17 protein-coding genes are annotated in these 18,056 nt (G+C 63.4%); 5 read left to right on the forward strand and 12 right to left on the reverse strand.

The genetic code is table 11. The features are described 5' to 3' along the window. Nucleotides 1-5: 5 nt before the first annotated feature. The 10 genes from RHIBR816_RS0109860 to RHIBR816_RS0109905 all read right to left on the reverse strand — a co-directional run bounded on the left by RHIBR816_RS0109860 (nucleotide 6) and on the right by RHIBR816_RS0109905 (nucleotide 10,220). Entirely contained in the window at nucleotides 6-704 is a 699-nt protein-coding gene (locus RHIBR816_RS0109860; RefSeq protein WP_018236365.1) for a cytochrome c oxidase subunit 3, read from the reverse strand. Then, complete coding sequence (gene ctaD, locus RHIBR816_RS0109865; RefSeq protein WP_018236366.1) at nucleotides 701-2,482, reverse strand: cytochrome c oxidase subunit I; 1,782 nt, start codon at nucleotides 2,480-2,482, stop codon at nucleotides 701-703. The genes RHIBR816_RS0109860 and ctaD overlap by 4 nt, the downstream gene beginning before the upstream one ends. Nucleotides 2,483-2,515: 33 nt before the next feature. Next, nucleotides 2,516-3,355, reverse strand: a complete 840-nt coding sequence (locus tag RHIBR816_RS0109870; RefSeq protein ID WP_026186824.1) for a cytochrome c oxidase subunit II — start codon at nucleotides 3,353-3,355, stop codon at nucleotides 2,516-2,518. 137 nt (nucleotides 3,356-3,492) lie between these two features. Beyond that, complete coding sequence (locus tag RHIBR816_RS0109875; RefSeq protein ID WP_018236368.1) at nucleotides 3,493-3,879, reverse strand: cytochrome c family protein; 387 nt, start codon at nucleotides 3,877-3,879, stop codon at nucleotides 3,493-3,495. A 168-nt stretch (nucleotides 3,880-4,047) separates the two neighbouring features. Beyond that, nucleotides 4,048-5,115 carry an ABC transporter ATP-binding protein gene (locus RHIBR816_RS0109880; protein WP_018236369.1) on the reverse strand — a complete coding sequence of 356 codons (1,068 nt, stop codon included), beginning with the start codon at nucleotides 5,113-5,115 and terminating at the stop codon, nucleotides 4,048-4,050. A 9-nt stretch (nucleotides 5,116-5,124) separates the two neighbouring features. Further along, a complete protein-coding gene (locus RHIBR816_RS0109885; RefSeq protein ID WP_018236370.1) occupies nucleotides 5,125-5,958 on the reverse strand; it encodes a carbohydrate ABC transporter permease in 834 nt (277 codons plus the stop codon). A gap of 4 nt (nucleotides 5,959-5,962) precedes the next feature. After that, nucleotides 5,963-6,898, reverse strand: coding sequence for a carbohydrate ABC transporter permease (locus RHIBR816_RS0109890; protein ID WP_018236371.1), 936 nt, complete (start codon nucleotides 6,896-6,898; stop codon nucleotides 5,963-5,965). A gap of 88 nt (nucleotides 6,899-6,986) precedes the next feature. Then, nucleotides 6,987-8,249: a sugar ABC transporter substrate-binding protein gene (locus RHIBR816_RS0109895; RefSeq protein WP_018236372.1), complete on the reverse strand. Its 1,263-nt coding sequence runs from the start codon at nucleotides 8,247-8,249 to the stop codon at nucleotides 6,987-6,989. Between the two features lie 85 nt (nucleotides 8,250-8,334). Further along, the gene (locus RHIBR816_RS0109900; protein ID WP_018236373.1) at nucleotides 8,335-9,507 is read right to left on the reverse strand and encodes a PLP-dependent transferase; all 1,173 of its coding nucleotides are present in this window, start codon (nucleotides 9,505-9,507) and stop codon (nucleotides 8,335-8,337) included. After that, nucleotides 9,504-10,220: a FadR/GntR family transcriptional regulator gene (locus RHIBR816_RS0109905; protein WP_026186825.1), complete on the reverse strand. Its 717-nt coding sequence runs from the start codon at nucleotides 10,218-10,220 to the stop codon at nucleotides 9,504-9,506. The genes RHIBR816_RS0109900 and RHIBR816_RS0109905 overlap by 4 nt, the downstream gene beginning before the upstream one ends. A gap of 79 nt (nucleotides 10,221-10,299) precedes the next feature. On the opposite strand from RHIBR816_RS0109905, the gene RHIBR816_RS0109910 reads away from it, so the two are divergent. From RHIBR816_RS0109910 to RHIBR816_RS0109930, 5 genes are all read left to right on the forward strand, one after another. After that, nucleotides 10,300-11,652: an FAD-binding oxidoreductase gene (locus RHIBR816_RS0109910; protein WP_052522682.1), complete on the forward strand. Its 1,353-nt coding sequence runs from the start codon at nucleotides 10,300-10,302 to the stop codon at nucleotides 11,650-11,652. Nucleotides 11,653-11,874: 222 nt separating this feature from the next. Continuing rightward, the gene (locus tag RHIBR816_RS33905) at nucleotides 11,875-12,876 is read left to right on the forward strand and encodes a transglutaminase family protein (RefSeq protein WP_018236376.1); all 1,002 of its coding nucleotides are present in this window, start codon (nucleotides 11,875-11,877) and stop codon (nucleotides 12,874-12,876) included. A gap of 31 nt (nucleotides 12,877-12,907) precedes the next feature. After that, nucleotides 12,908-13,057: a hypothetical protein gene (locus RHIBR816_RS35770; RefSeq protein WP_018236377.1), complete on the forward strand. Its 150-nt coding sequence runs from the start codon at nucleotides 12,908-12,910 to the stop codon at nucleotides 13,055-13,057. 164 nt (nucleotides 13,058-13,221) lie between these two features. Continuing rightward, nucleotides 13,222-14,655, forward strand: coding sequence for an aldehyde dehydrogenase family protein (locus RHIBR816_RS0109925; protein ID WP_018236378.1), 1,434 nt, complete (start codon nucleotides 13,222-13,224; stop codon nucleotides 14,653-14,655). Nucleotides 14,656-14,824: 169 nt separating this feature from the next. Continuing rightward, entirely contained in the window at nucleotides 14,825-15,670 is an 846-nt protein-coding gene (locus RHIBR816_RS0109930; protein ID WP_018236379.1) for a DMT family transporter, read from the forward strand. Nucleotide 15,671: 1 nt separating this feature from the next. Here RHIBR816_RS0109930 and RHIBR816_RS0109935 read toward each other — a convergent pair whose 3' ends face one another. Further along, nucleotides 15,672-16,850: an aminotransferase gene (locus tag RHIBR816_RS0109935; protein WP_018236380.1), complete on the reverse strand. Its 1,179-nt coding sequence runs from the start codon at nucleotides 16,848-16,850 to the stop codon at nucleotides 15,672-15,674. A gap of 43 nt (nucleotides 16,851-16,893) precedes the next feature. Further along, a complete protein-coding gene (locus RHIBR816_RS0109940) occupies nucleotides 16,894-17,925 on the reverse strand; it encodes a LysR substrate-binding domain-containing protein (RefSeq protein WP_026186827.1) in 1,032 nt (343 codons plus the stop codon). Nucleotides 17,926-18,056: the final 131 nt, after the last annotated feature.

Raw genomic sequence — 18,056 nt, forward strand, 5'->3', positions numbered from 1 at the left:
GGTTCCTATGTCAGCAGTTGGCGGCAGAAATCGACGACGTCGCTGGCCCAGCCGGAAAAAAGGGCGAAGAGAACCAGCCAGACGAACAGCATGAAATGCCAGTAGGTGGCGCAGAGTTCGACCGACAGGCGCACTCGGCGGTCCAGGGGCATGCTCCAGGCGCGGACGGTGAGCCGGCCGAGCGCGACAAGTCCGCCGACGATGTGCAGGCCGTGCATGCCGGTCAGCAGGTAGAAGAAGCTGTTGGCGGGATTTCCGGCCAGGAAATAGCCGGCAGCCGTCAGTTCGCGCCAGGCGAAAAGTTGCCCGACGAGGAAGGCAAGGCCGGCGGCCAGCGCTGCAAGCAAGGCGGTTCTGGTCGCTTCTTCGTTGCGCCGCTCCGCCTCCATCTTTGCCCGGTGCAGCGCGATGCTGCCGACCGCGAGAATGCCGGTATTGACCCAGAGCAGACCGGGCAAGGGCAACGTGCCCCAGTCGGACGAGGCCATGCGCATGAAATAGGCGCTGATCGCGAGCGAGAAGAGCGCGCCGACGACGCCGAGGAAAACGCCGAGCCCGATCTTTGCCGCCGGCGGCGGTGTGCCACTCCGGCGGTCGTAGACGTGGCCGACTTCGAGCCAGGGGCGCGAAGCGAGCCGCTGCCGGGCAAGCCACCAGACGATGACGGCGGCAACCAGCGTGAGGAAAATTACAGCCACGCTCATGAGACTGCCTCATGGCCGACGCGGCTCGGTGTCGGCTGGTTCTGCGGGATGAAATCCTCCGGCGCTCCCGGGACGCTGTAATCGTAAGCCCAGCGATAGACGACCGGCAGGTCCTTGCCCCAGTTGCCGTGCGGCGGCGGCGTTTCGGGCGTCTGCCATTCGAGCGTCGTCGCGCGCCAGGGATTGCCGCCGGCTTCGCGGCCGCGGCGCAGGCTCCAGACGAGATTGAAGAGGAAGACGATCTGCGCAGCGCCGACGATCAGCGCCATGACGCTGATGAAGGCGTTGAGCGTGTGGACGGACTCCTGCACGAATGCCATCTCGCCGAGCTCGTAGTAGCGCCGCGGCACGCCGACGAGGCCGACATAGTGCATCGGGAAGAAGATCAGATAGGCGCCTATGAAGGTGACCCAGAAATGGATCTGCCCAAGGGCTTCGTTGAGCATGCGCCCGGTGATCTTCGGGTACCAGTGGTAGATCGCGCCGAAGATGACCATGATCGGCGCCACGCCCATGACCATGTGGAAATGCGCGACGACGAACATGGTATCGGAGAGCGGCACGTCGACGACGACATTGCCGAGGAAAAGCCCCGTCAGCCCGCCATTGACGAAGGTGACGATGAAGCCGAGTGCGAAGAGCATCGGCAGGGTGAGGTGGATGTTGCCGCGCCAGAGGGTCAGCACCCAATTGTAGACCTTGATCGCCGTCGGCACGGCGATGATCAGCGTCGTGGTGGCGAAGAAGAAGCCGAAATAGGGGTTCATCCCGCTCACATACATGTGGTGGGCCCAGACGATGAAGGAGAGGCCGCCGATGATGACGATCGCCCAGACCATCATCCGGTAGCCGAAGATGTTCTTGCGCGCATGGGTGCTGATCAGATCGGAAACGATGCCGAAGGCGGGGAGCGCGACGATATAGACCTCCGGGTGGCCGAAGAACCAGAAGAGATGCTGGAATAGGATCGGACTGCCGCCGCCATGCTGCAGCTGTTCGCCCATTTCGACGATCGCCGGCATGAAGAAGCTGGTGCCGAGCAGCCGATCGAAGAGCATCATGACGCAGGCGACGAAGAGGGCGGGGAAGGCGAGCAGCGCCATCACCGTTGCAGTGAAGATGCCCCACACGGTCAGCGGCAGGCGCATCAGCGTCATCCCGCGCGCGCGGCCCTGTAGCACGGTGACGACATAGTTGAGGCCGCCCATGGTAAAGCCAATGATGAAGATGATCAGCGACGAGAGCATCAGGATGATGCCCCAATCCTTGCCGCCCGGCGTTCCGGAAAGGACCGCCTGCGGCGGATAGAGCGTCCAGCCGGCCCCGGTCGGTCCGCCGGGTGCGAAGAAACTCGCGACGAGCACCAGCACGGCGAGCAGATAGATCCAATAGCTCAGCATGTTGGCGTAGGGGAACACCATGTCGCGGGCGCCGACCATCAGCGGAATGAGATAATTTCCGAAGCCGCCGAGGAAGAGCGCCGTGAGCAGGTAGATCACCATAATCATGCCGTGCATGGTGATGAACTGGTAATAGGCATCGGCATCGATAAAGTCGAATGTGCCGGGAAAGCCGAGCTGCAGGCGCATCAGCCAGGACAGCACCAGCGCCACCATCCCGATGGCGATCGCCGTCGTCGCATATTGAATGGCGATGATCTTCGCATCCTGGCTGAAGACGTAGCGCGTCCACCAGCTATGCGGATGATAGAGCTCCACATCCTCGACTTCGGGAGGCGGAAGCGCCTCGCCAATACCGGACCGGACGTCGACCATCATAATCCTCCCCAGGTTGCTACTCCACGGCGCCTCCTACTGCGCCGCTGCGGCGGCAACCGTTGCCGCCGGGCTAGTTTCGGATGATGCGGATAGTTGCGAAAAACTTTGCTGCTCGGCGAGCCAGGCCTGATAGTCTTCCTCGGTGTCGACCACGACGGTGCCGCGCATCTGCGGATGGCCGACGCCGCAGAGCTCGGCGCAGAGAATTTCGAAGGTGCCGGTGCGCGTCGGGGTGAGCCAGAAATAGGTCACCATGCCCGGCACCATGTCCATCTTGGCGCGGAATTCCGGCACGTAGAAGTCGTGCAGGACGTCGACCGACCGCAGGAGCATCTTGACCGGCTTGCCGATAGGAAGGTGAAGCTCGCCGCCCTCGATGATGAGATCGTCGAGGCTGGCGGCGTCATTGCGGTTGAGGCCGAGCGTATTTTCGGGGGTGATGTCGCGTGTTTCGCTGGTGCCGAGCCGCCCGTCCGCGCCGGGAAGCCGGAAGCTCCAGAGCCATTGCGCTCCGATCACCTCCACTTCCGAAGCATCCTGCGGGACGGTAATGTACTGGTTCCAGACGAACAGGCCGGGCGCCAGCATCGCGGCGACGCCGAGCGTCGTGCTCGTCGCAAGCCAGCCTTCAAGCTTCTTGTTCTCGGGCTCATAGGCGGCGGTCCTGCCGGGCCGGTATCGGAAGCGCAGAACGCAATAGGCCATGAACAGGACCACGGCGGTAAAGGCGATGCCGGTGATCCAGAAGGTTATGACGATGGTATTGTCTATGTAATTCCAGTTGGAGGCGATCGGGGTCCACCACCAAGGGCTCAACAAATGGAACAACACTGATCCGGCGGCCAACAGAACCAGAATCACTACCACCGCCATTTCCTGTCCCTCCCCGCCGTGATTGGCCGTGAGACGAATACACAATCCGGAGCGTTCCAATCACAATTATTGCACGAACGGATAATACTGGCAAATCATCGGTAAGGCGGAGAATTCTGCCTTCCCGCGGTTTGCTCCTATTTGGGGTGTTGCTTGAGATAGGCGATCACGTTGACGATCTCCTCGTCCTTCTTGAGGCCCGGGAAGACCATTTTTGTGCCCTTGATCTTGGCCTTGGGATCGCGGAGATATTCATGCAATGCCGCCTCGTCCCAGACGAGCCCTTCCTTGCCTGCCTCGATCATGGCCTTCGAATACTTGAAATCCGCGTGGGTCCCGGCGGTTCGCCCGAGCACGCCCATCAGCGACGGGCCGACCTTGTTCTGGTCCTTGTCGATGACATGGCAGGTGGCGCATTTCTTGAAGACGGTGGCTCCGGCCTCGGCATCGCCCTCCTGGGCCTGGCTGGCGGCCGGACAGAGAAAGAGCGCCGAAAAAGACAGGGCAACAACTGCAACTCGCATGATACTTCCCCAATTTCGCCCGGCGCGGGCAAAGAAGAGTATCGTCAATTCTGGCTTTGGCGGTGCTTGCTCTCTAGGAATGCGCGCCGGAGCGGTTGATACTTGCGACAGAAAAGAAGCTAGTCCTCACGAGGGAGAAGTCAATTGCTCCTTCGGGATAGCAACCCGTCAGACGCGGTTCCCCTCGCTATCGAAGAAGTGCAGGCTGTGCGCCGGGAAGTGAACGGGGATCGTGCCGGAGGCCGTCAGGAACGAGCGGTCATTGGTGAAGGCCTTGAAGCCGGCGCGACCGAGCGACAGATGCAGGATGATGCCGAAGCCGGTCGGCTCGACGAGATCGACGGTGGCGAGCAGCGTCTCCGGCCCATGGCCGGCGAGCACGATGTGCTCCGGACGAATGCCGAGCGTCGCCCTGGCATTGTTCGCAAGCGGGGGAGATGCGTCGAGCGGAATCCCAATGTCGTCCGCAATCTCGAACAGCGGCCTGTCGCCGGCGTGATACGTGCCCTCGAAAAAGTTCATACCGGGCGATCCGATGAAGCCGGCAACGAAGAGATTGGCGGGACGATCGTAAAGGTCGAGGGGGCTTCCGACCTGCTGGACGACGCCGGCATTCATCGCGACGATCCGATCGGCCAGCGTCATCGCCTCGATCTGGTCGTGCGTTACGTAGATGGAGGTGGCGCCAAGATCCTTGTGCAGCTTCTTGATCTCAGCACGCATCTGCTCGCGCAGGCGGGCATCGAGGTTCGACAGCGGCTCGTCGAAGAGGAAGGCCTTCGGCTGCCGCACAATGGCGCGGCCCATGGCGACGCGCTGGCGCTGGCCGCCCGAAAGCGCCCTCGGCCGCCGTTCCAGCAAGGGATCGAGGCCGAGCTTGGCGGCGGCGCCAGCGACGACGGTTGCGATCGTCTCCTTCGGCGTCTTGCGGAGCCTCAGGCTGTAGCTCATGTTCTTCGCCACCGACATGTGCGGATAGAGCGCGTAGGACTGGAACACCATGGCGATGTCGCGGTCCTTCGGCGCGAGTTCGTTGACCCGCTTGCCGGCAATGCGGATCTCGCCGGCGGTGACGCTTTCGAGCCCGGCGATCATCCTGAGGAGGGTCGACTTGCCGCAGCCGGACGGGCCGACGAGCACGACGAATTCGCCGTCGCGGATCTTCAGGTCGACGTCGTGCAGGACCGGGTGGATGCCGTAGGATTTCTGGATATTGGCGATATCGATGGAAGCCATGAGCAATCCCTAGCCTTTGACCGCGCCGGCCGTGAGGCCCTGGACGAGATAGCGTTGAATGAGCAGGAAGAAGAGGCAGGCCGGGATCAGCGCCAAGACGCCGGCGGCCATCATCTGACCGAAATCGACCGAGAATTTCGAGACGAAGGACAGGAGCCCGACCGGGAACGTCGCCTGTTCATTGCCGGAGATCAGCATCAGCGAAAAGAGCAGCTCGCTCCAGGCGGCGGTGAAGACAAAGCCGAGCGTGGCGGCAATGCCGGGCAGGGTCAGCGGCAGGATGATCTGCCGGAAGGCGACGAACTGCGTGGCGCCGTCGATCATCGCCGCCTCTTCCAGATCCTTCGGAATGCCGTCGAAGAAGGACTGCATCAGGAAGGTGGCGAAGGGGACGTTGAAGGCGGTGTAGACGATGACAAGGCCGGTCAGGCTGTTGGTCAGCCCGAGCGGCGAGAGAATCTTGAAGATCGGCGCCACGAGCATGACCAGCGGGAACATCTGCGTCAGGAGCATCAGCGTCACCAGCCAGTATTTGCCGCGGAAACGGAAGCGCGACAGTGCATAGCCGGAAAGCGAGGCAAGGATCGTCACGACGATCGCCGTCGAGCCGGAGACGATCAGGCTATTGCGGAAGAAGACCGGGAAGGCGCTGTGCCTGAGCACGAAGTCGAAGTGCTCGAGGCTGGCGCGCGACGGCCAGAGGCGGATGCCTTCGGAATAGAGCAGGTCGTTGGGCGTGACGGCGACCTTGAGCAGCCAGAAGAGCGGAAAGAGCGCGAAGGCGATATAGGCTAGGATTGCCAGGCGGTGCGCGACGGTGAGGAGGGCTGACTTGGCGCGCATCGGTTCAATCCTTGCTCAGGAGCCATTGCCGCAGGATGACGATCAGCAGCGAATAGGCGAGCAGCAGCGCCAGGAGCACCAGCGCGATTGCCGAGGCATAGCCGAAATCGAGCCGCTTGAAGGCCTGGGTGAAGATGTAGCTGGCAACGATCTGGGTTCGGTCGGCCGGCCCGCCATTTGTCATGACGATGATGAGATCGGCGAAGTTCGAGATCCAGACGGTGCGCAACAGGATGGTGATCGCGATCGTCGGCGCGAGGAAAGGTAGCGTGATCGACAGGAAGCGCTGGAAGGCGCCGGCGCCGTCTATGCTCGCCGCCTCGTAGAGGTCGCGCGGGATCGCCTGTAGCGCGGCCAGCAGCGTAATCGCGAAGAAGGGAATGCCCCACCAGATATTGGCGACGATCGGCCCCCACATCGCAAGCTGCGGATCCGACAAGATGTTCGCCGGCTGGCTCATGATCCCGAGCGCGTAGAGCCAGTGCGGCAGCGGCCCGACGACCGGGTTGAAGAGCCAGGCCCAATTGAGGCCGGCAAGGAAGCTCGGCACCGCCCAGGGCAGGAAAACGAGCGCCTGGGCGATGGCGCGGCCGCGAAACGGTTTGTCGAGCAGTAGCGCCAGGATCAGGCCGAAGGCAAACTGAAGAAGAACGGATGCACCGGTCCACCAGAGCGTGTTGCGCAGCGAGCGGAAGAACGCCTGGTCTTGCGCCAGCGCCCGGAAATGATCGAGCCCGATGAAGGCGCCGGAGAACGGATTGAGGAGCTGCACGTCGCGGAACGCATAGGAAACGCCGAGCACCAGCGGCACCAGCATCACCGTGACGATCAGGATCAGCGCCGGCGCGCTGTAGAGATAGGGCGCCGAGGCGTCCGCGATGCGCTTCATCAGCGGCCGGCGGCTTGCGGACAGGCCGTGCTGGCTTGCGGCATAATCCATCGATCGGAGGTCCTCCTGCCGCCCGGCGGGGCGGTTCAGTCTCACGTTGATAAAGGGCGGCAGGCGACCTGCCGCCCTTCATGTCGGATCACTTCTTGTTCGCCAGGTATTTTTGCTGTGCCTTGGTCAGGTATTCAGCCCACTGATTGGCGAGCTCTTCCGGCGTTATGTCGCCGAGGAGTGCTTCCTGGGTGGTCTTGATGGCGAGCGAATCCTTGAAGAAGGCGAATTCCTCCAAGTAGGTCGGCATGACCGTCAACACGACGTCCTTGTCGGCAAGCTCATCGAACCAGCCCTTGAATTGCGGACTCGCATAGAAGGGGTCTTTTTCTGCCGACTTGTGGACCGGCAGCGCACCGGTGCGCTTGTTCCACTCGATGTTGCCTTCCGGCCCTTCGAGCGTTTCGATCAGCTTCCAGGAGAGATCCTTGTTCTGGCTGGCCGACAGCATCGACCAGCCGGCAAAGCCGATCGTGGTGAACGCCTTGCCGCTTGGGCCCTTCGGCATGGTGGTGACGCCGAAGTCGTCCGGCTTCATCCGCTGCGCAATGGCAATCAGCGCATCCGGATCCTGGTCGAGGAAGGCGCAGGTGCCGCTGTAGAAGCCGGCAACGATCTCGTTGAAGCCCCAGTTGACGCTGTCCTTCGGCGCGAGACCCTTCTTGTAGAGGTCGATCACCCAGGTCAGGCCCTTCACCCAACCCTCGCTGTTCATCGTCGAGGTGCCGTCCTCCTTGAAGAAAGTGTTGTCGCCGGCCATGGTGGCGCCGAACATCACCCAGCCATTGAGGCCGCCCGGACCGCCGCGCAGGCAGTAGCCGGACTTGCCGGGCAGCTTCGAGACCGCTTCCGACGCCTTGACGAAATCGTCCATCGTCTTCGGCGGTTCGGCGACACCGGCCTCCGAGAGCAGTTTCTTGTTGTAGAACATCGCTCGAAGGTAGAAGCCGTAAGGCAGCATGTAAGCGGTGTCGTTGACGTCGCGGCCGAGTTCCAGGGCGCGTTCGGTCAGCCCCGGCGTGTGCTCCCACTTCGCAAGGTAGGGCTCAAGGCTCTCGAGCATGCCGTTATTGGCGTAAAGCGACAGCCAGGTGTCCGGCATTTCCATCACGTCGGGGATTTCGCCGGCCGAGACCATCGTGGCGAATTTCTGGAAGGCTTCGCCCCAGGGCAGCGAGATGATTTCGACAGTGGTGCCGGGATTCGCCGCCTCGAATTTGGCGACGATCGATTTCAGCGTTTCGGTGCGCTCGGGGCTGGTGATGACCTCGACGAGCTTCAGCTTGGTATCGGCAAGTGCGCTGCCGGCCATCAGCGTGGCGAGCAGGGTGGCTGTGATCAGTTTCCTCATCTTTGTTCCCTTTGTTCTTGATGGTTGATCAACTTTTCGAAGGCGGGACGCGGACGGAAAAATCGCTTCCCCCATCCCGCCCTTGTCAGCCTGAGGAAGCGGCGTCGATCGCCGCTTCGAGGTCGCTCCAGAGGGCCTCCGTTCCCTCCAGGCCGACATGGAGCCGTACCGACCGCGGAGAAATGTCGAAGGCGGCCGCGGAATTGGGTTGCGCTTTCTGCGCCAGGACGACTTCGCCCGGGACGATGAGGCTTTCGTGGCCGCCCCAGGATACGCCGAGCTTGAAGAATTGCAGGTGATCGGCAAAGCGGCGCACGTCGACGCCGTCGCGAAAGATGAAGGAGAAGAGGCCGGACGTGCCGGAGAGGCCCGGCGGCAGGTGATTGCCGAGGCCAGGATGGCAGACCGTTTCGACCAGCGGATGCTCCAGCAGGCGCCGAGCAATCGCAAGCGCCGACCGCTCATGCGCCTTCATCCGGATCGGCAGGGTGCGAAGTCCGCGGATCAGCAGCCAGGCATCGAAGGGCGAGAGCTTGCCGCCGAGATAGGGATAGGCTTCGGAGCGGATGCGGCCGACCAGGTCCCTGGAGCCGGCGACGACACCGGCGACGACGTCGCTGTGGCCGCCGAGATATTTCGAGGCCGAGTGGATGACGAGATCGACGCCGAGCGAAATCGGCTGCTGGAACACCGGGCTCGCCCAGCTGTTGTCGATGACGGTGACGATCCCTTGCGACTTGGCAAGTGCGGCCAGAGCGGCCACGTCATGGGTGTCCATCACCCAGCTTGTCGGGCTCTCCATGTAGAAGAGCTTGGCGCCGGGCAGCGCTTGCGCAACCGCCTCCTCGTCGCGCCCGTCGACATAGGTGACCTCGATGCGCATGCGCTTCAGATGCGTGCCGAACAGCCGGAAGGCATCCGGATAGAGGTGCTTCACCGCGACGATGCGGTCACCCGGCTCGACGAAGGACAGAACCGTGGAGGAGATCGCGGACATGCCGCTGGCAAAGCCGATCGCATCCTCGGCACCCTCGAGCTGCGCCAGCATCTCCTCGAACAGCCTGACGGTGGGGTTGAGACCGCGGGTGTAGATCGGCCGGACGCGCTCGCCCCGGTAGGAGGCGATCATTTCGTCATAGTCCTTGAAGGTGAAGAGCGAGGTCTGGACGATCGGCGGAACGACGGCGTCGAAGGCGTGGCCCTCGTCATGGGCGGCGATCAGCGAGGCTCTGTCGAACGGATCGAGGCCGTCATTCATTTGGACATTTCCTTGATGTCTTCCTCGACGATCGCGAGGATTTTTAGTGTCTCTTCTCGGGCGGCGTGCGGATCCTGCGAGGCGATCGCGTCGAAGAGGGTTCGGTGAAAGGGAAAGGACCGCCGGGCGAAATCCGGCCGGTCGAAGGGCTTTTCCCAGAAGCGCTCGAAGGCCTCGCGCATCTGCTCGAGCAGCTGTCGAAAGAGGGGATTGTGGGTCGCGTCGTAGATCGCCAGGTGAAAGGCGAGATCCTCCGGCCCGGAGGTGCCCTTGGATAGATGCACACGCTCCATCGCGTCGAGCTTCGTTTCGATGTTGATGAGGTCGGCGTCGGTGCGGCGGCGGGCGGCGACCATGCCGGCTTCGACTTCGATGCCGCGGCGAACTTCGAGCGTCTGCAGGAGGGCGTCGCGAAGATGGCGGGTGTCGAGCGTCAGCGGCATGTGGATCGTCGCGCCGGAGATGGCGCGCAGCAGATAGGTGCCGCTGCCCTTGCGCGCTTCGACGACGCCGAGCGCCTGGAAATGACTGATGACCTCGCGCACCGTGGATCGGCCGACGGCGAGTGCCGCCATCAATTCGCGCTCCGCCGGCAGCCGGTCACCGGGCTCCAGGCCCGATCGCTGAATGTAGTCGGCGAGGGCGGAAATCACCTGCTGCACCCGGTCCACCGGGGGCAGGGGCAGAAGCATCGCTTTCCCGGGCTCGGGCATTCGCCGCCTCAGAATTGGTCTGACATCTGAGCAATATGACAGCCGTCGCGCCGCATGGTCAAGGGGCAAGATTTGCGATATGCCTCGTGCCGACAAAGACCTACGTCAGACGGGAATCCACGGGGTGAGCGTCACGAAGTCCTATGCCGGCGACGGCGGCTATCCGGCGAGCTACTATGCCGCCTCCCGCAACATCATCCGCACGCCGACCAGGCTGAAGGGGCGCGTCGAAACCGACATCTGCGTCGTCGGCGCCGGATACACGGGGCTCGCGACGGCGATTCATCTTGCCGAAAAGGGCTACAAGGTCACGGTGGTCGAGGGCGCGCAGGTGGGGTGGGGCGCCTCCGGACGGAACGGTGGCCAGGTCGTCAATGGTCTCAACGCCAGTCTCTCGGCGATCCAGCATCGCTTCGGAGAGGACGCGGCGCGCTTTATCGGCGGCCTCGTCCAGGAAGGCGGGCGGATCATCCGGCGACTCGTCAGCCGGTATCGAATCGACTGCGACCTGAAGTCAGGCAACATCTATGCCGCCTATACCGGCGCGCATATGAAGGAACTCGAGGCCAAGCAGGCGCTCTGGCGCAAATACGGCATGGACGACCACTTGCTGCTCGACCGGGAGAATTTGCGCAAGCTCGTCGATTCCGAGGCCTATTGCGGCGGCATGCTTGATATCAGCGGCGGCCATATGCATCCGCTCAATCTGGTGCTCGGCGAGGCGCGCGCCTTCGAGAGCCTCGGCGGCATCATCTACGAGATGTCGCCGGTGACCCGTGTCGATCACAAGGCGGGGCGGCCGACCGTCCATACCAAGGAGGGCGAAGTTTCAGCGCGCATCGTCGTGCTCTGCGGCAATGCCTATCTCGGCGATGCGGTGCCCGAGCTCGTCTCGCGCGTCATGCCCGTCTCGACGCAGATGATCACCACGGCGCCACTCGGCGAGGAACTCGCGCAATCGCTGATCCCGAGCGACATGTGCGTCGAGGACGTGCGCTATATCCTCGACTATTTCCGGCTGTCGGCCGACAAGCGGATGATCTTCGGCGGCGGCACCGTCTATGGCGGAACCGATCCGGCCGACGTGGTAGCGAAGCTCCGGCCCAATCTCGAAAAGGTCTTCCCGCGTTTGAAGGGCGTGAAGATCGACTATGCCTGGAGCGGCAATTTCGCGTTGTCCTTCACGCGTGTGCCGCAGATGGGCCGCATTGGGGCCAACACCTATTTCGCCCATGGCTATAGCGGTCATGGGGTGACAGGCTCGCATCTTTTCGGCCGGACGCTCGCCGAGGCGATCGACGGCGATCAGTCGCGCTTCGACATGTTCGAGAAGCTGCCCTGGTATCCCTTTCCCGGTGGGCGAATGTTCCGCGCGCAATATTCGACGATCGGCTCCTGGTGGTATTCCTTCAAGGACGCCGTCGGCTGGTAGCCTTGCGGCTGCCGGCGGGTGCTGGCTTCGCCTCGAAATCGATACCGCTCAATGCGGCGATGCGCTAGTATTCCGGCGCGCGGGCGGGGTGGCCCGCCGGCTTGGCGCGGAAATCAAAGGAACTTCAGGGATTGAGCTTCGAACGGGTTGCAATCCCGGGCTGTCGCCGGCGTTTCAGCCTGCGGGAGCAAGTGTCGGCAAATCGCAGTGGGGAGGTCGAATATGTTCATCCGCTTCGGTTACGAGATTGGCATCGATTGCCCGCAACCCACGCCGATGATGACGTTTCTGTCCGTCGCGAAGGAACGGCGCAGTGCAGTCGTCACGGAGCGTGGGCCGGTCGCTTCGCCGCTCATCCCGATGGAGGAAATCATTGACCCGCATCACAATATCTGCCTGCGCATGGTTCTCTCCCGGGGTGAAACCCGGCTCGGCTACGACGCGGTGATCAGCGACGACGGGCGGCTCGACGCGTCGGATCCTCTGGCGGATGCGGTGCCGGTCGAAAAGCTGCCTCCCTCTCTGCTGCCCTATCTTTGCGCCAGCCGCTATTGCGAGACCGATCGGCTGAGCGCGCTCGCCTGGCGGCTCTTCGGCAGCATTCCGGCAGGCTGGCAACGGGTGCAGGCCATCTCAGACTATGTGCATGACCGGCTGATCTTCAGCTACGGCTATGCGCAGGCGATGCGCACGGCGCTCGAAGCGCACGAGGACCGGCTGGGGGTCAGCCGCGACTATGCCCACCTCGCCGTCGCTCTCTGCCGCTGCATGAACATGCCGGCCCGCTACGTTCACGGCTACATGGCCGACATCGGCGCACCGGACAGCCCGGCGCCGATGGATTTCAACGCCTGGTTCGAGGTGTTCCTCGGCGACCGGTGGTACACGTTCGACGCCAAGAACAATGGGCGGCGTGCCGGCCGCATTCCTGTCGCGCGGGGCCGGGATGCGGCAGACATTCCGCTGATCCAGACCTTCGGCAAGCATCAGCTGACGCACTTCACCGTCTGGACGTCGGTGGAGCCCGATAGCGGGCTCAGCCGCTCGCACCGTTCGGCCGACGTTTCGCTGCTGAACCCGTGGTTCAGCGAGACTTGGTCACGCCACTGCAGGAGCGCGAGCGCAACAACAGCCACTGACCTCGGCGGAAACGGTTTTTCATCTCCCGCAGGTTCTGGGGAAAATAATATCTATAAACTCAATCGAGAATATAGGAGAACATAGGTATAGGCCAACGCCAACAGCGGAGAGAAAAATGAACGCGACAAAGGCGATGACCCAATCCCGATACGCGATCTATCCCGCGCAGCCGACCCGGCGTCGCCCAGTCAACCTCCTTCCCCATTCGATCGCCATCGTGGCGGCCTTCAGCTTCATCTCGGCGCTGGTGATCGGCGCCATCTGAGGGGTCGGTCGGCTCCCAAGGGCTGCACGCTACGCCCGACTTCGAAACGATATCTTGCTTTCAGCTTGAGGGCCCGCGAGCGTAAAATCGTTCCCCTTGCAGGCAGTGTCTCCGGCGTCGTAGCCTCCGCTCAAGTCGAAGACACCGACGGGAGGAGAGAGCCCATGCTCGACAAACGCAAATTCTACATCAACGGCGAGTGGGTCGAACCCGCTGCACAGAACGAACTTTACGTGCTCAATCCGGCAACCGAGAAACCGATCGCGGTGATTTCGCTTGGTACGGCGGTCGACATAGACCGAGCCGTCGCTGCCGCCAAAAAGGCGTTCCAGAGCTATAGCCGGACGAGCGTCGAGGAGCGACTGGCGCTCCTGGAAAAGTTGCTCGCGATCTACAAGCGCCGATACGACGAAATGGCCGATACGATCACCGCCGAGCTCGGCGCGCCGAAGACCATGAGCCGCGAACAACAGGCCGATGTCGGCGTCGGCCACCTGCAGGGCTATATCGATGCGCTGAAGCGACTGAAGCTGCGCGAAAAGCTTCCGAACGGCGACACGCTGATGCGCGAGCCGATCGGCGTGTGCGGCTTGATCACGCCGTGGAACTGGCCCGTCAACCAGATCGCCCTCAAGGTGGTTCCGGCGCTGGCGACCGGCTGCACCTGCGTGTTGAAGCCGAGCGAGTTCACGCCGCTCAACGCCATGCTCTATGCGGAGATGATCGAGGAGGCAGGCTTCCCGCCGGGCGTCTTCAACCTCGTCAATGGCGACGGCCTTCATGCCGGCGCTGCGCTCTCGAAGCATCAGGACATCGACATGATGTCGTTCACCGGCTCGACGCGGGCCGGCATCGCCGTCAGCAAGGACGCCGCCGACACGGTCAAGCGCGTCACGCTGGAACTTGGCGGCAAGTCGCCGAACATCGTCTTTGCCGACGCTGATCTCGAGGAGAGGGTGACCGGCAGCATCCTCGATTGCTTCAACAATTCCGGCCAATCCTGCGATGCGCCGACCCGCATGCTGGTGGAGCGCAGCGTCTATGACGATGTGGTGGCGATCGCGCGGCGCGTGGGTCGGGAGGCGGCGGTCGGCGATCCGACCAGCGAAGGTTCGCATATCGGCCCGTTGGTCAGCCATATCCAGTACGAGCGGGTCCAGGCGCTGATCGAGGTGGGCGTCGGCGAAGGGGCGCGGCTCCTCGTCGGCGGCCCCGGCAAGCCGGAGGGCTTCGAGACCGGATATTTCGTCAAGCCGACGATCTTCGCGGACGTCGATAACTCGATGCGGATCGCACGCGAGGAGGTGTTCGGGCCGGTGCTGGCGATCATTCCCTTCGACACGGAGGAGGAAGCGATCGCGCTTGCCAACGACACGAACTATGGTCTCGCGGCTTATGTTCAGACGGGCGATCGGCAGCGCGCCGAGCGGGTCGCGGCGCGATTGCGCGCCGGCATGGTGCATATCAATGGCGGGCCGCACCGCTACGGCAGCCCCTTCGGCGGCTACAAGCAGTCTGGCAACGGCCGTGAGGGCGGCACCTTTGGCCTCGAGGATTTTCTCGAGGTGAAGACGGTGCATCTGCCGGACGCGGCGTAGTACGTTGCAACGGCTGCCGACAATTGCCTCTCCGGGCGAATTTTCGGGGCTGTTGCTCGCCAGGCAGTTCTGATAGCTGGCGGGGGCGCCTTTGGGCGCTTCCTCCCAGCATCCGGACATTACCGTGAGTCAAGCCGTCACTTCCGCCTCCCCGCAACAATCGCTCGCCATGGCTGCGCTGCTCGTCGGTGGTGTCGCCATTGCCGGATCGCCGATCTTCGTCAGGCTCTCGGAAGTGGGGCCGATGGCAACGGCCTTCTGGCGTGTGGCGCTGGCGCTTATTCCGCTCCTTGCCTGGTCGGGGCTTGGCAGGGATGCATCCGCCGACCGGCGCCCGGAGCGCTTGTCCGACTATGCGCTGCTCGTCCTGCCGGGCGTCTTCCTCGCCGTCGACCTCGGAGCATGGCACCTCTCGCTCACCCTGACCTCCGTGGCCAACGCGACGCTGCTTGCCAATCTCGCCCCGGTTTTCGTGACGCTTGCCAGTTGGGCCTTGTTCCGCTCGCCTGTGAGCCGCATTTTCATGGCCGGCCTCGTCACGGCCGTTGCCGGCGTCGTCGTGCTGAAAGGCGGCCCGGGTGCGCTTGGCGGCGGCGACCTCCTCGGTGACGGCATCGCGATCGTCGCCGCGATGTTTTATGCCGGCTATATCCTCGCCATCGGGCAATTGCGCAGCCGCTTCGGCACCAATCGCATCATGATCTGGAGCACCGCCTCGGCCGCCGTCTGCACGCTGCCGATGGCAGTGCTTACCGAGCCCTCGCTGCTGCCGCCAACGGGCTTCGGCTGGGCGATCCTTTTCGGCCTTGCCTTCGTCAGTCACGCCGGCGGACAGGTGGCGATCACCTATGCGCTCGCCTATCTGCCAGCGGCGTTTTCCTCGCTGACGTTGCTCGTGCAGCCGGTCGTGGCTGCCGTGCTCGCCTGGGTCCTGCTCAGCGAGCCCGTCGGTATCATGCAGGCCACCGGCGGCGCGATCGTGCTCATCGGCATCCTCATCGCCCGCCGCGGTTAGATCAAATGCCCGGCAGTTCGAACCCTGCCAGCCGCTCTTCCAGCTTCAGGATCGTAGGCACATCGGCATTGGCGAAGGCAAAGCGCAGATAGCTCTCCTGGCCCTCGCCGAAATAATCGCCCGGCAGGCAGACGATGCCGGCAAGCTTTGCCAGCTTCTCGGCGACGAATTGCGAGTCGATGTCGCGGAAGGGATGGCGGACATAGGCGAAATAGGCGCCGACGGCCTGAAGCTTCCATTGCGGCAGGCGGCTCATCACGTCCTTCAGCGCGTCAGCGCGGGCGGTGATCTCGGAGCGATTGGCGAGCCGCCAGTCGGCGAGTGCGGGTATGGCTTTCGCGACAGCTGCCTGGGCCGAGCGCGGCGCGCAGATCTGCAGATTGTCCATGATCTTGGTGACCTGCTCGACGACCGCCGGCCCCGCGATAATGGCGCCGAGGCGATGGCCGGGGATGCAGAAGGACTTGGAGAAGCTGTAGAGGCCGATGAAACCGTCCTGCCAGTCCTTGGTCTGAAGCAGGCGGTGCGGCGCGGCCGCGGCATCGGGCAGGAAGTCGCGATAGGTCTCATCGAGGATGAGCCAAGTCCCGTTGGCGCGGCAGACCTCATAGATGCGTTGCAGCAGGTCCACCGGATAGACGGCGCCGGTCGGATTGTTCGGCGAGACGAGCGCAAGGGCGCGAACGCCCGGACGAAGTGCGGCGGCGATCGTTTCGACCTCGGGCAGGAAGCCGGCGCCGGCGTCCAGAGGCGCAAGCTCGACATTGATGCCGAGCATCGCCAGCGTCGTTTCCTGGTTGAAATAGTAGGGGTTGGTCATCATCACCGTGTCGCCCGCGCGGGCAACCACCATGGCGGCGCAGATGAAGGCCTGGTTGCAGCCGGAGGTGATGTGGATGTTGTCGGCAGCAATGGGCGCGCCATAGAGCGTTGCCACCTGATCGGCATAGGCGCTGCGCAGTTCCGGTTCGCCCTCGATCACGCCGTAGCCGGTGTAGGCAGGAGATGCCGCTGCCTCGCCGAGCCATCTCAGCATATCCGGATGGGCGGGATAGCCGGGGACCGCCTGGGAGAGGTCGATCAGCGGGCCCTTTGCCCCGTCATAGGCCTTCGCCCAGGCAAGCACGGAGGGGACCGGCGGCGGCGAGAGCTTTGCGATGAGCGGATTGAGATGAGGCATCGGCGTATCCTGTGGTTGGCGAGTGGCGCGGGCGTACCCGGCTCTATGACTTGATCTTGCGTTTTTGCGGGGTTTCCAAGCGCCGGCTGCGGGGTGACGAAACCGGCCGAAAGCTCTCCGCTGCCGGTTTCGGATCTTCCTGCCTGCGGCTACGGATCATGGTGCGGGCGGATGTCTGGAGCTCCGGCATCGGGTCGCTCTCGAGCGCCGCAAACAGCCAGTCGATGAAGACGCGGACGATCGGCGCGGCGCGTACCTCGTTGCGGCAAGCGACGAAGAAAGCGTCGTTGGCCGGCACCGTCAGGTCGAAGGGCGCGATCAACTCGCCGCGGGCGATGAGACTGCCGGCGGTGATCGTATCGCCGAGCGCCACGCCCTGGTTGTGCAGGGCGCCCTCCGTCGAAAGCCGCGCATCGCTCATGAAATGCTGGCGGCCGCGCTGGAGGTCGGTCGCATCGGCGGCGGCGAGCCAGGTATTCCATTCGCGGCCGTCGTCGCCATGCAGCATCACATGGTCACGCAGGTCCCGGACCGAGCGCAGCGGCCGCATGTTGAGGAGCGTGGGGCTCACCACCGGAAACAGCTCCAGCCGGCTCCAGAGCTTTGCCCAGCTGTCTCCCCAATTGCCATCGCCATAGAGCAGGCAGACGTCGACGTCGGGGGAGTGGAGATGCGCCGCGTCGTTGGAGGCGATCAGCGTCAGCTGCACGTCGGGATATTGCTCGGTGAACTGATGCAGGCGCGGGATCATCCAGAAGGAGAGCAGCGCCGGCACGCAGGTGATCCGGAGTTCGCCGCTGGTGGCGGGGCGGGTCATCGCCGCCGTGGCGGCGGCGATCTCGGCAAAGGCGTGCATGACGGCGGGCAACAGCAGTGCGCCCTGGGGCGTCAACCTCAGTCGTTTGCCGCCCCGCTCGAAGAGCGGTGCGTTGAAGGAAAGCTCCAGAGCGCGAATCTGATGGCTGATCGCCCCATGCGTGACATTGAGCTCGCGGGCCGCCGCGGAAACCGAGCCACGCCGGGCGGTCGCCTCGAAGGCGCGCAGCGGGTTCAATGGGGGTAGGCGGCTCGACAACGGAACTCCGATAGGTTCAGCATGTGAGTTTTTCTCACACAAAAAGCTATAACAATGTCAATTGATTTTCCAGAGGTTTTGTCACCTAATAGGTTCCAACAAGGGCAAAAGCCTGGGGAACATGATTGCGC

The sequence above is a fragment of the Ensifer sp. BR816 genome, assembly GCF_000378985.1.
Classification (GTDB): Bacteria; Pseudomonadota; Alphaproteobacteria; order Rhizobiales; family Rhizobiaceae; genus Sinorhizobium.

What these genes read in the sequence shown, in the direction of transcription:
- RHIBR816_RS0109860 (WP_018236365.1), bottom strand. Translation starts at nt 704, where the DNA reads ATGAGCGTGGCTGTAATTTTCCTCACGCTGGTTGCCGCCGTCATCGTC.
- ctaD (WP_018236366.1), bottom strand. Translation starts at nt 2,482, where the DNA reads ATGATGGTCGACGTCCGGTCCGGTATTGGCGAGGCGCTTCCGCCTCCC.
- RHIBR816_RS0109870 (WP_026186824.1), bottom strand. Translation starts at nt 3,355, where the DNA reads ATGGCGGTGGTAGTGATTCTGGTTCTGTTGGCCGCCGGATCAGTGTTG.
- RHIBR816_RS0109875 (WP_018236368.1), bottom strand. Translation starts at nt 3,879, where the DNA reads ATGCGAGTTGCAGTTGTTGCCCTGTCTTTTTCGGCGCTCTTTCTCTGT.
- RHIBR816_RS0109880 (WP_018236369.1), bottom strand. Translation starts at nt 5,115, where the DNA reads ATGGCTTCCATCGATATCGCCAATATCCAGAAATCCTACGGCATCCAC.
- RHIBR816_RS0109885 (WP_018236370.1), bottom strand. Translation starts at nt 5,958, where the DNA reads ATGCGCGCCAAGTCAGCCCTCCTCACCGTCGCGCACCGCCTGGCAATC.
- RHIBR816_RS0109890 (WP_018236371.1), bottom strand. Translation starts at nt 6,898, where the DNA reads ATGGATTATGCCGCAAGCCAGCACGGCCTGTCCGCAAGCCGCCGGCCG.
- RHIBR816_RS0109895 (WP_018236372.1), bottom strand. Translation starts at nt 8,249, where the DNA reads ATGAGGAAACTGATCACAGCCACCCTGCTCGCCACGCTGATGGCCGGC.
- RHIBR816_RS0109900 (WP_018236373.1), bottom strand. Translation starts at nt 9,507, where the DNA reads ATGAATGACGGCCTCGATCCGTTCGACAGAGCCTCGCTGATCGCCGCC.
- RHIBR816_RS0109905 (WP_026186825.1), bottom strand. Translation starts at nt 10,220, where the DNA reads ATGCCCGAGCCCGGGAAAGCGATGCTTCTGCCCCTGCCCCCGGTGGAC.
- RHIBR816_RS0109910 (WP_052522682.1), top strand. Translation starts at nt 10,300, where the DNA reads ATGCCTCGTGCCGACAAAGACCTACGTCAGACGGGAATCCACGGGGTG.
- RHIBR816_RS33905 (WP_018236376.1), top strand. Translation starts at nt 11,875, where the DNA reads ATGTTCATCCGCTTCGGTTACGAGATTGGCATCGATTGCCCGCAACCC.
- RHIBR816_RS35770 (WP_018236377.1), top strand. Translation starts at nt 12,908, where the DNA reads ATGAACGCGACAAAGGCGATGACCCAATCCCGATACGCGATCTATCCC.
- RHIBR816_RS0109925 (WP_018236378.1), top strand. Translation starts at nt 13,222, where the DNA reads ATGCTCGACAAACGCAAATTCTACATCAACGGCGAGTGGGTCGAACCC.
- RHIBR816_RS0109930 (WP_018236379.1), top strand. Translation starts at nt 14,825, where the DNA reads ATGGCTGCGCTGCTCGTCGGTGGTGTCGCCATTGCCGGATCGCCGATC.
- RHIBR816_RS0109935 (WP_018236380.1), bottom strand. Translation starts at nt 16,850, where the DNA reads ATGCCTCATCTCAATCCGCTCATCGCAAAGCTCTCGCCGCCGCCGGTC.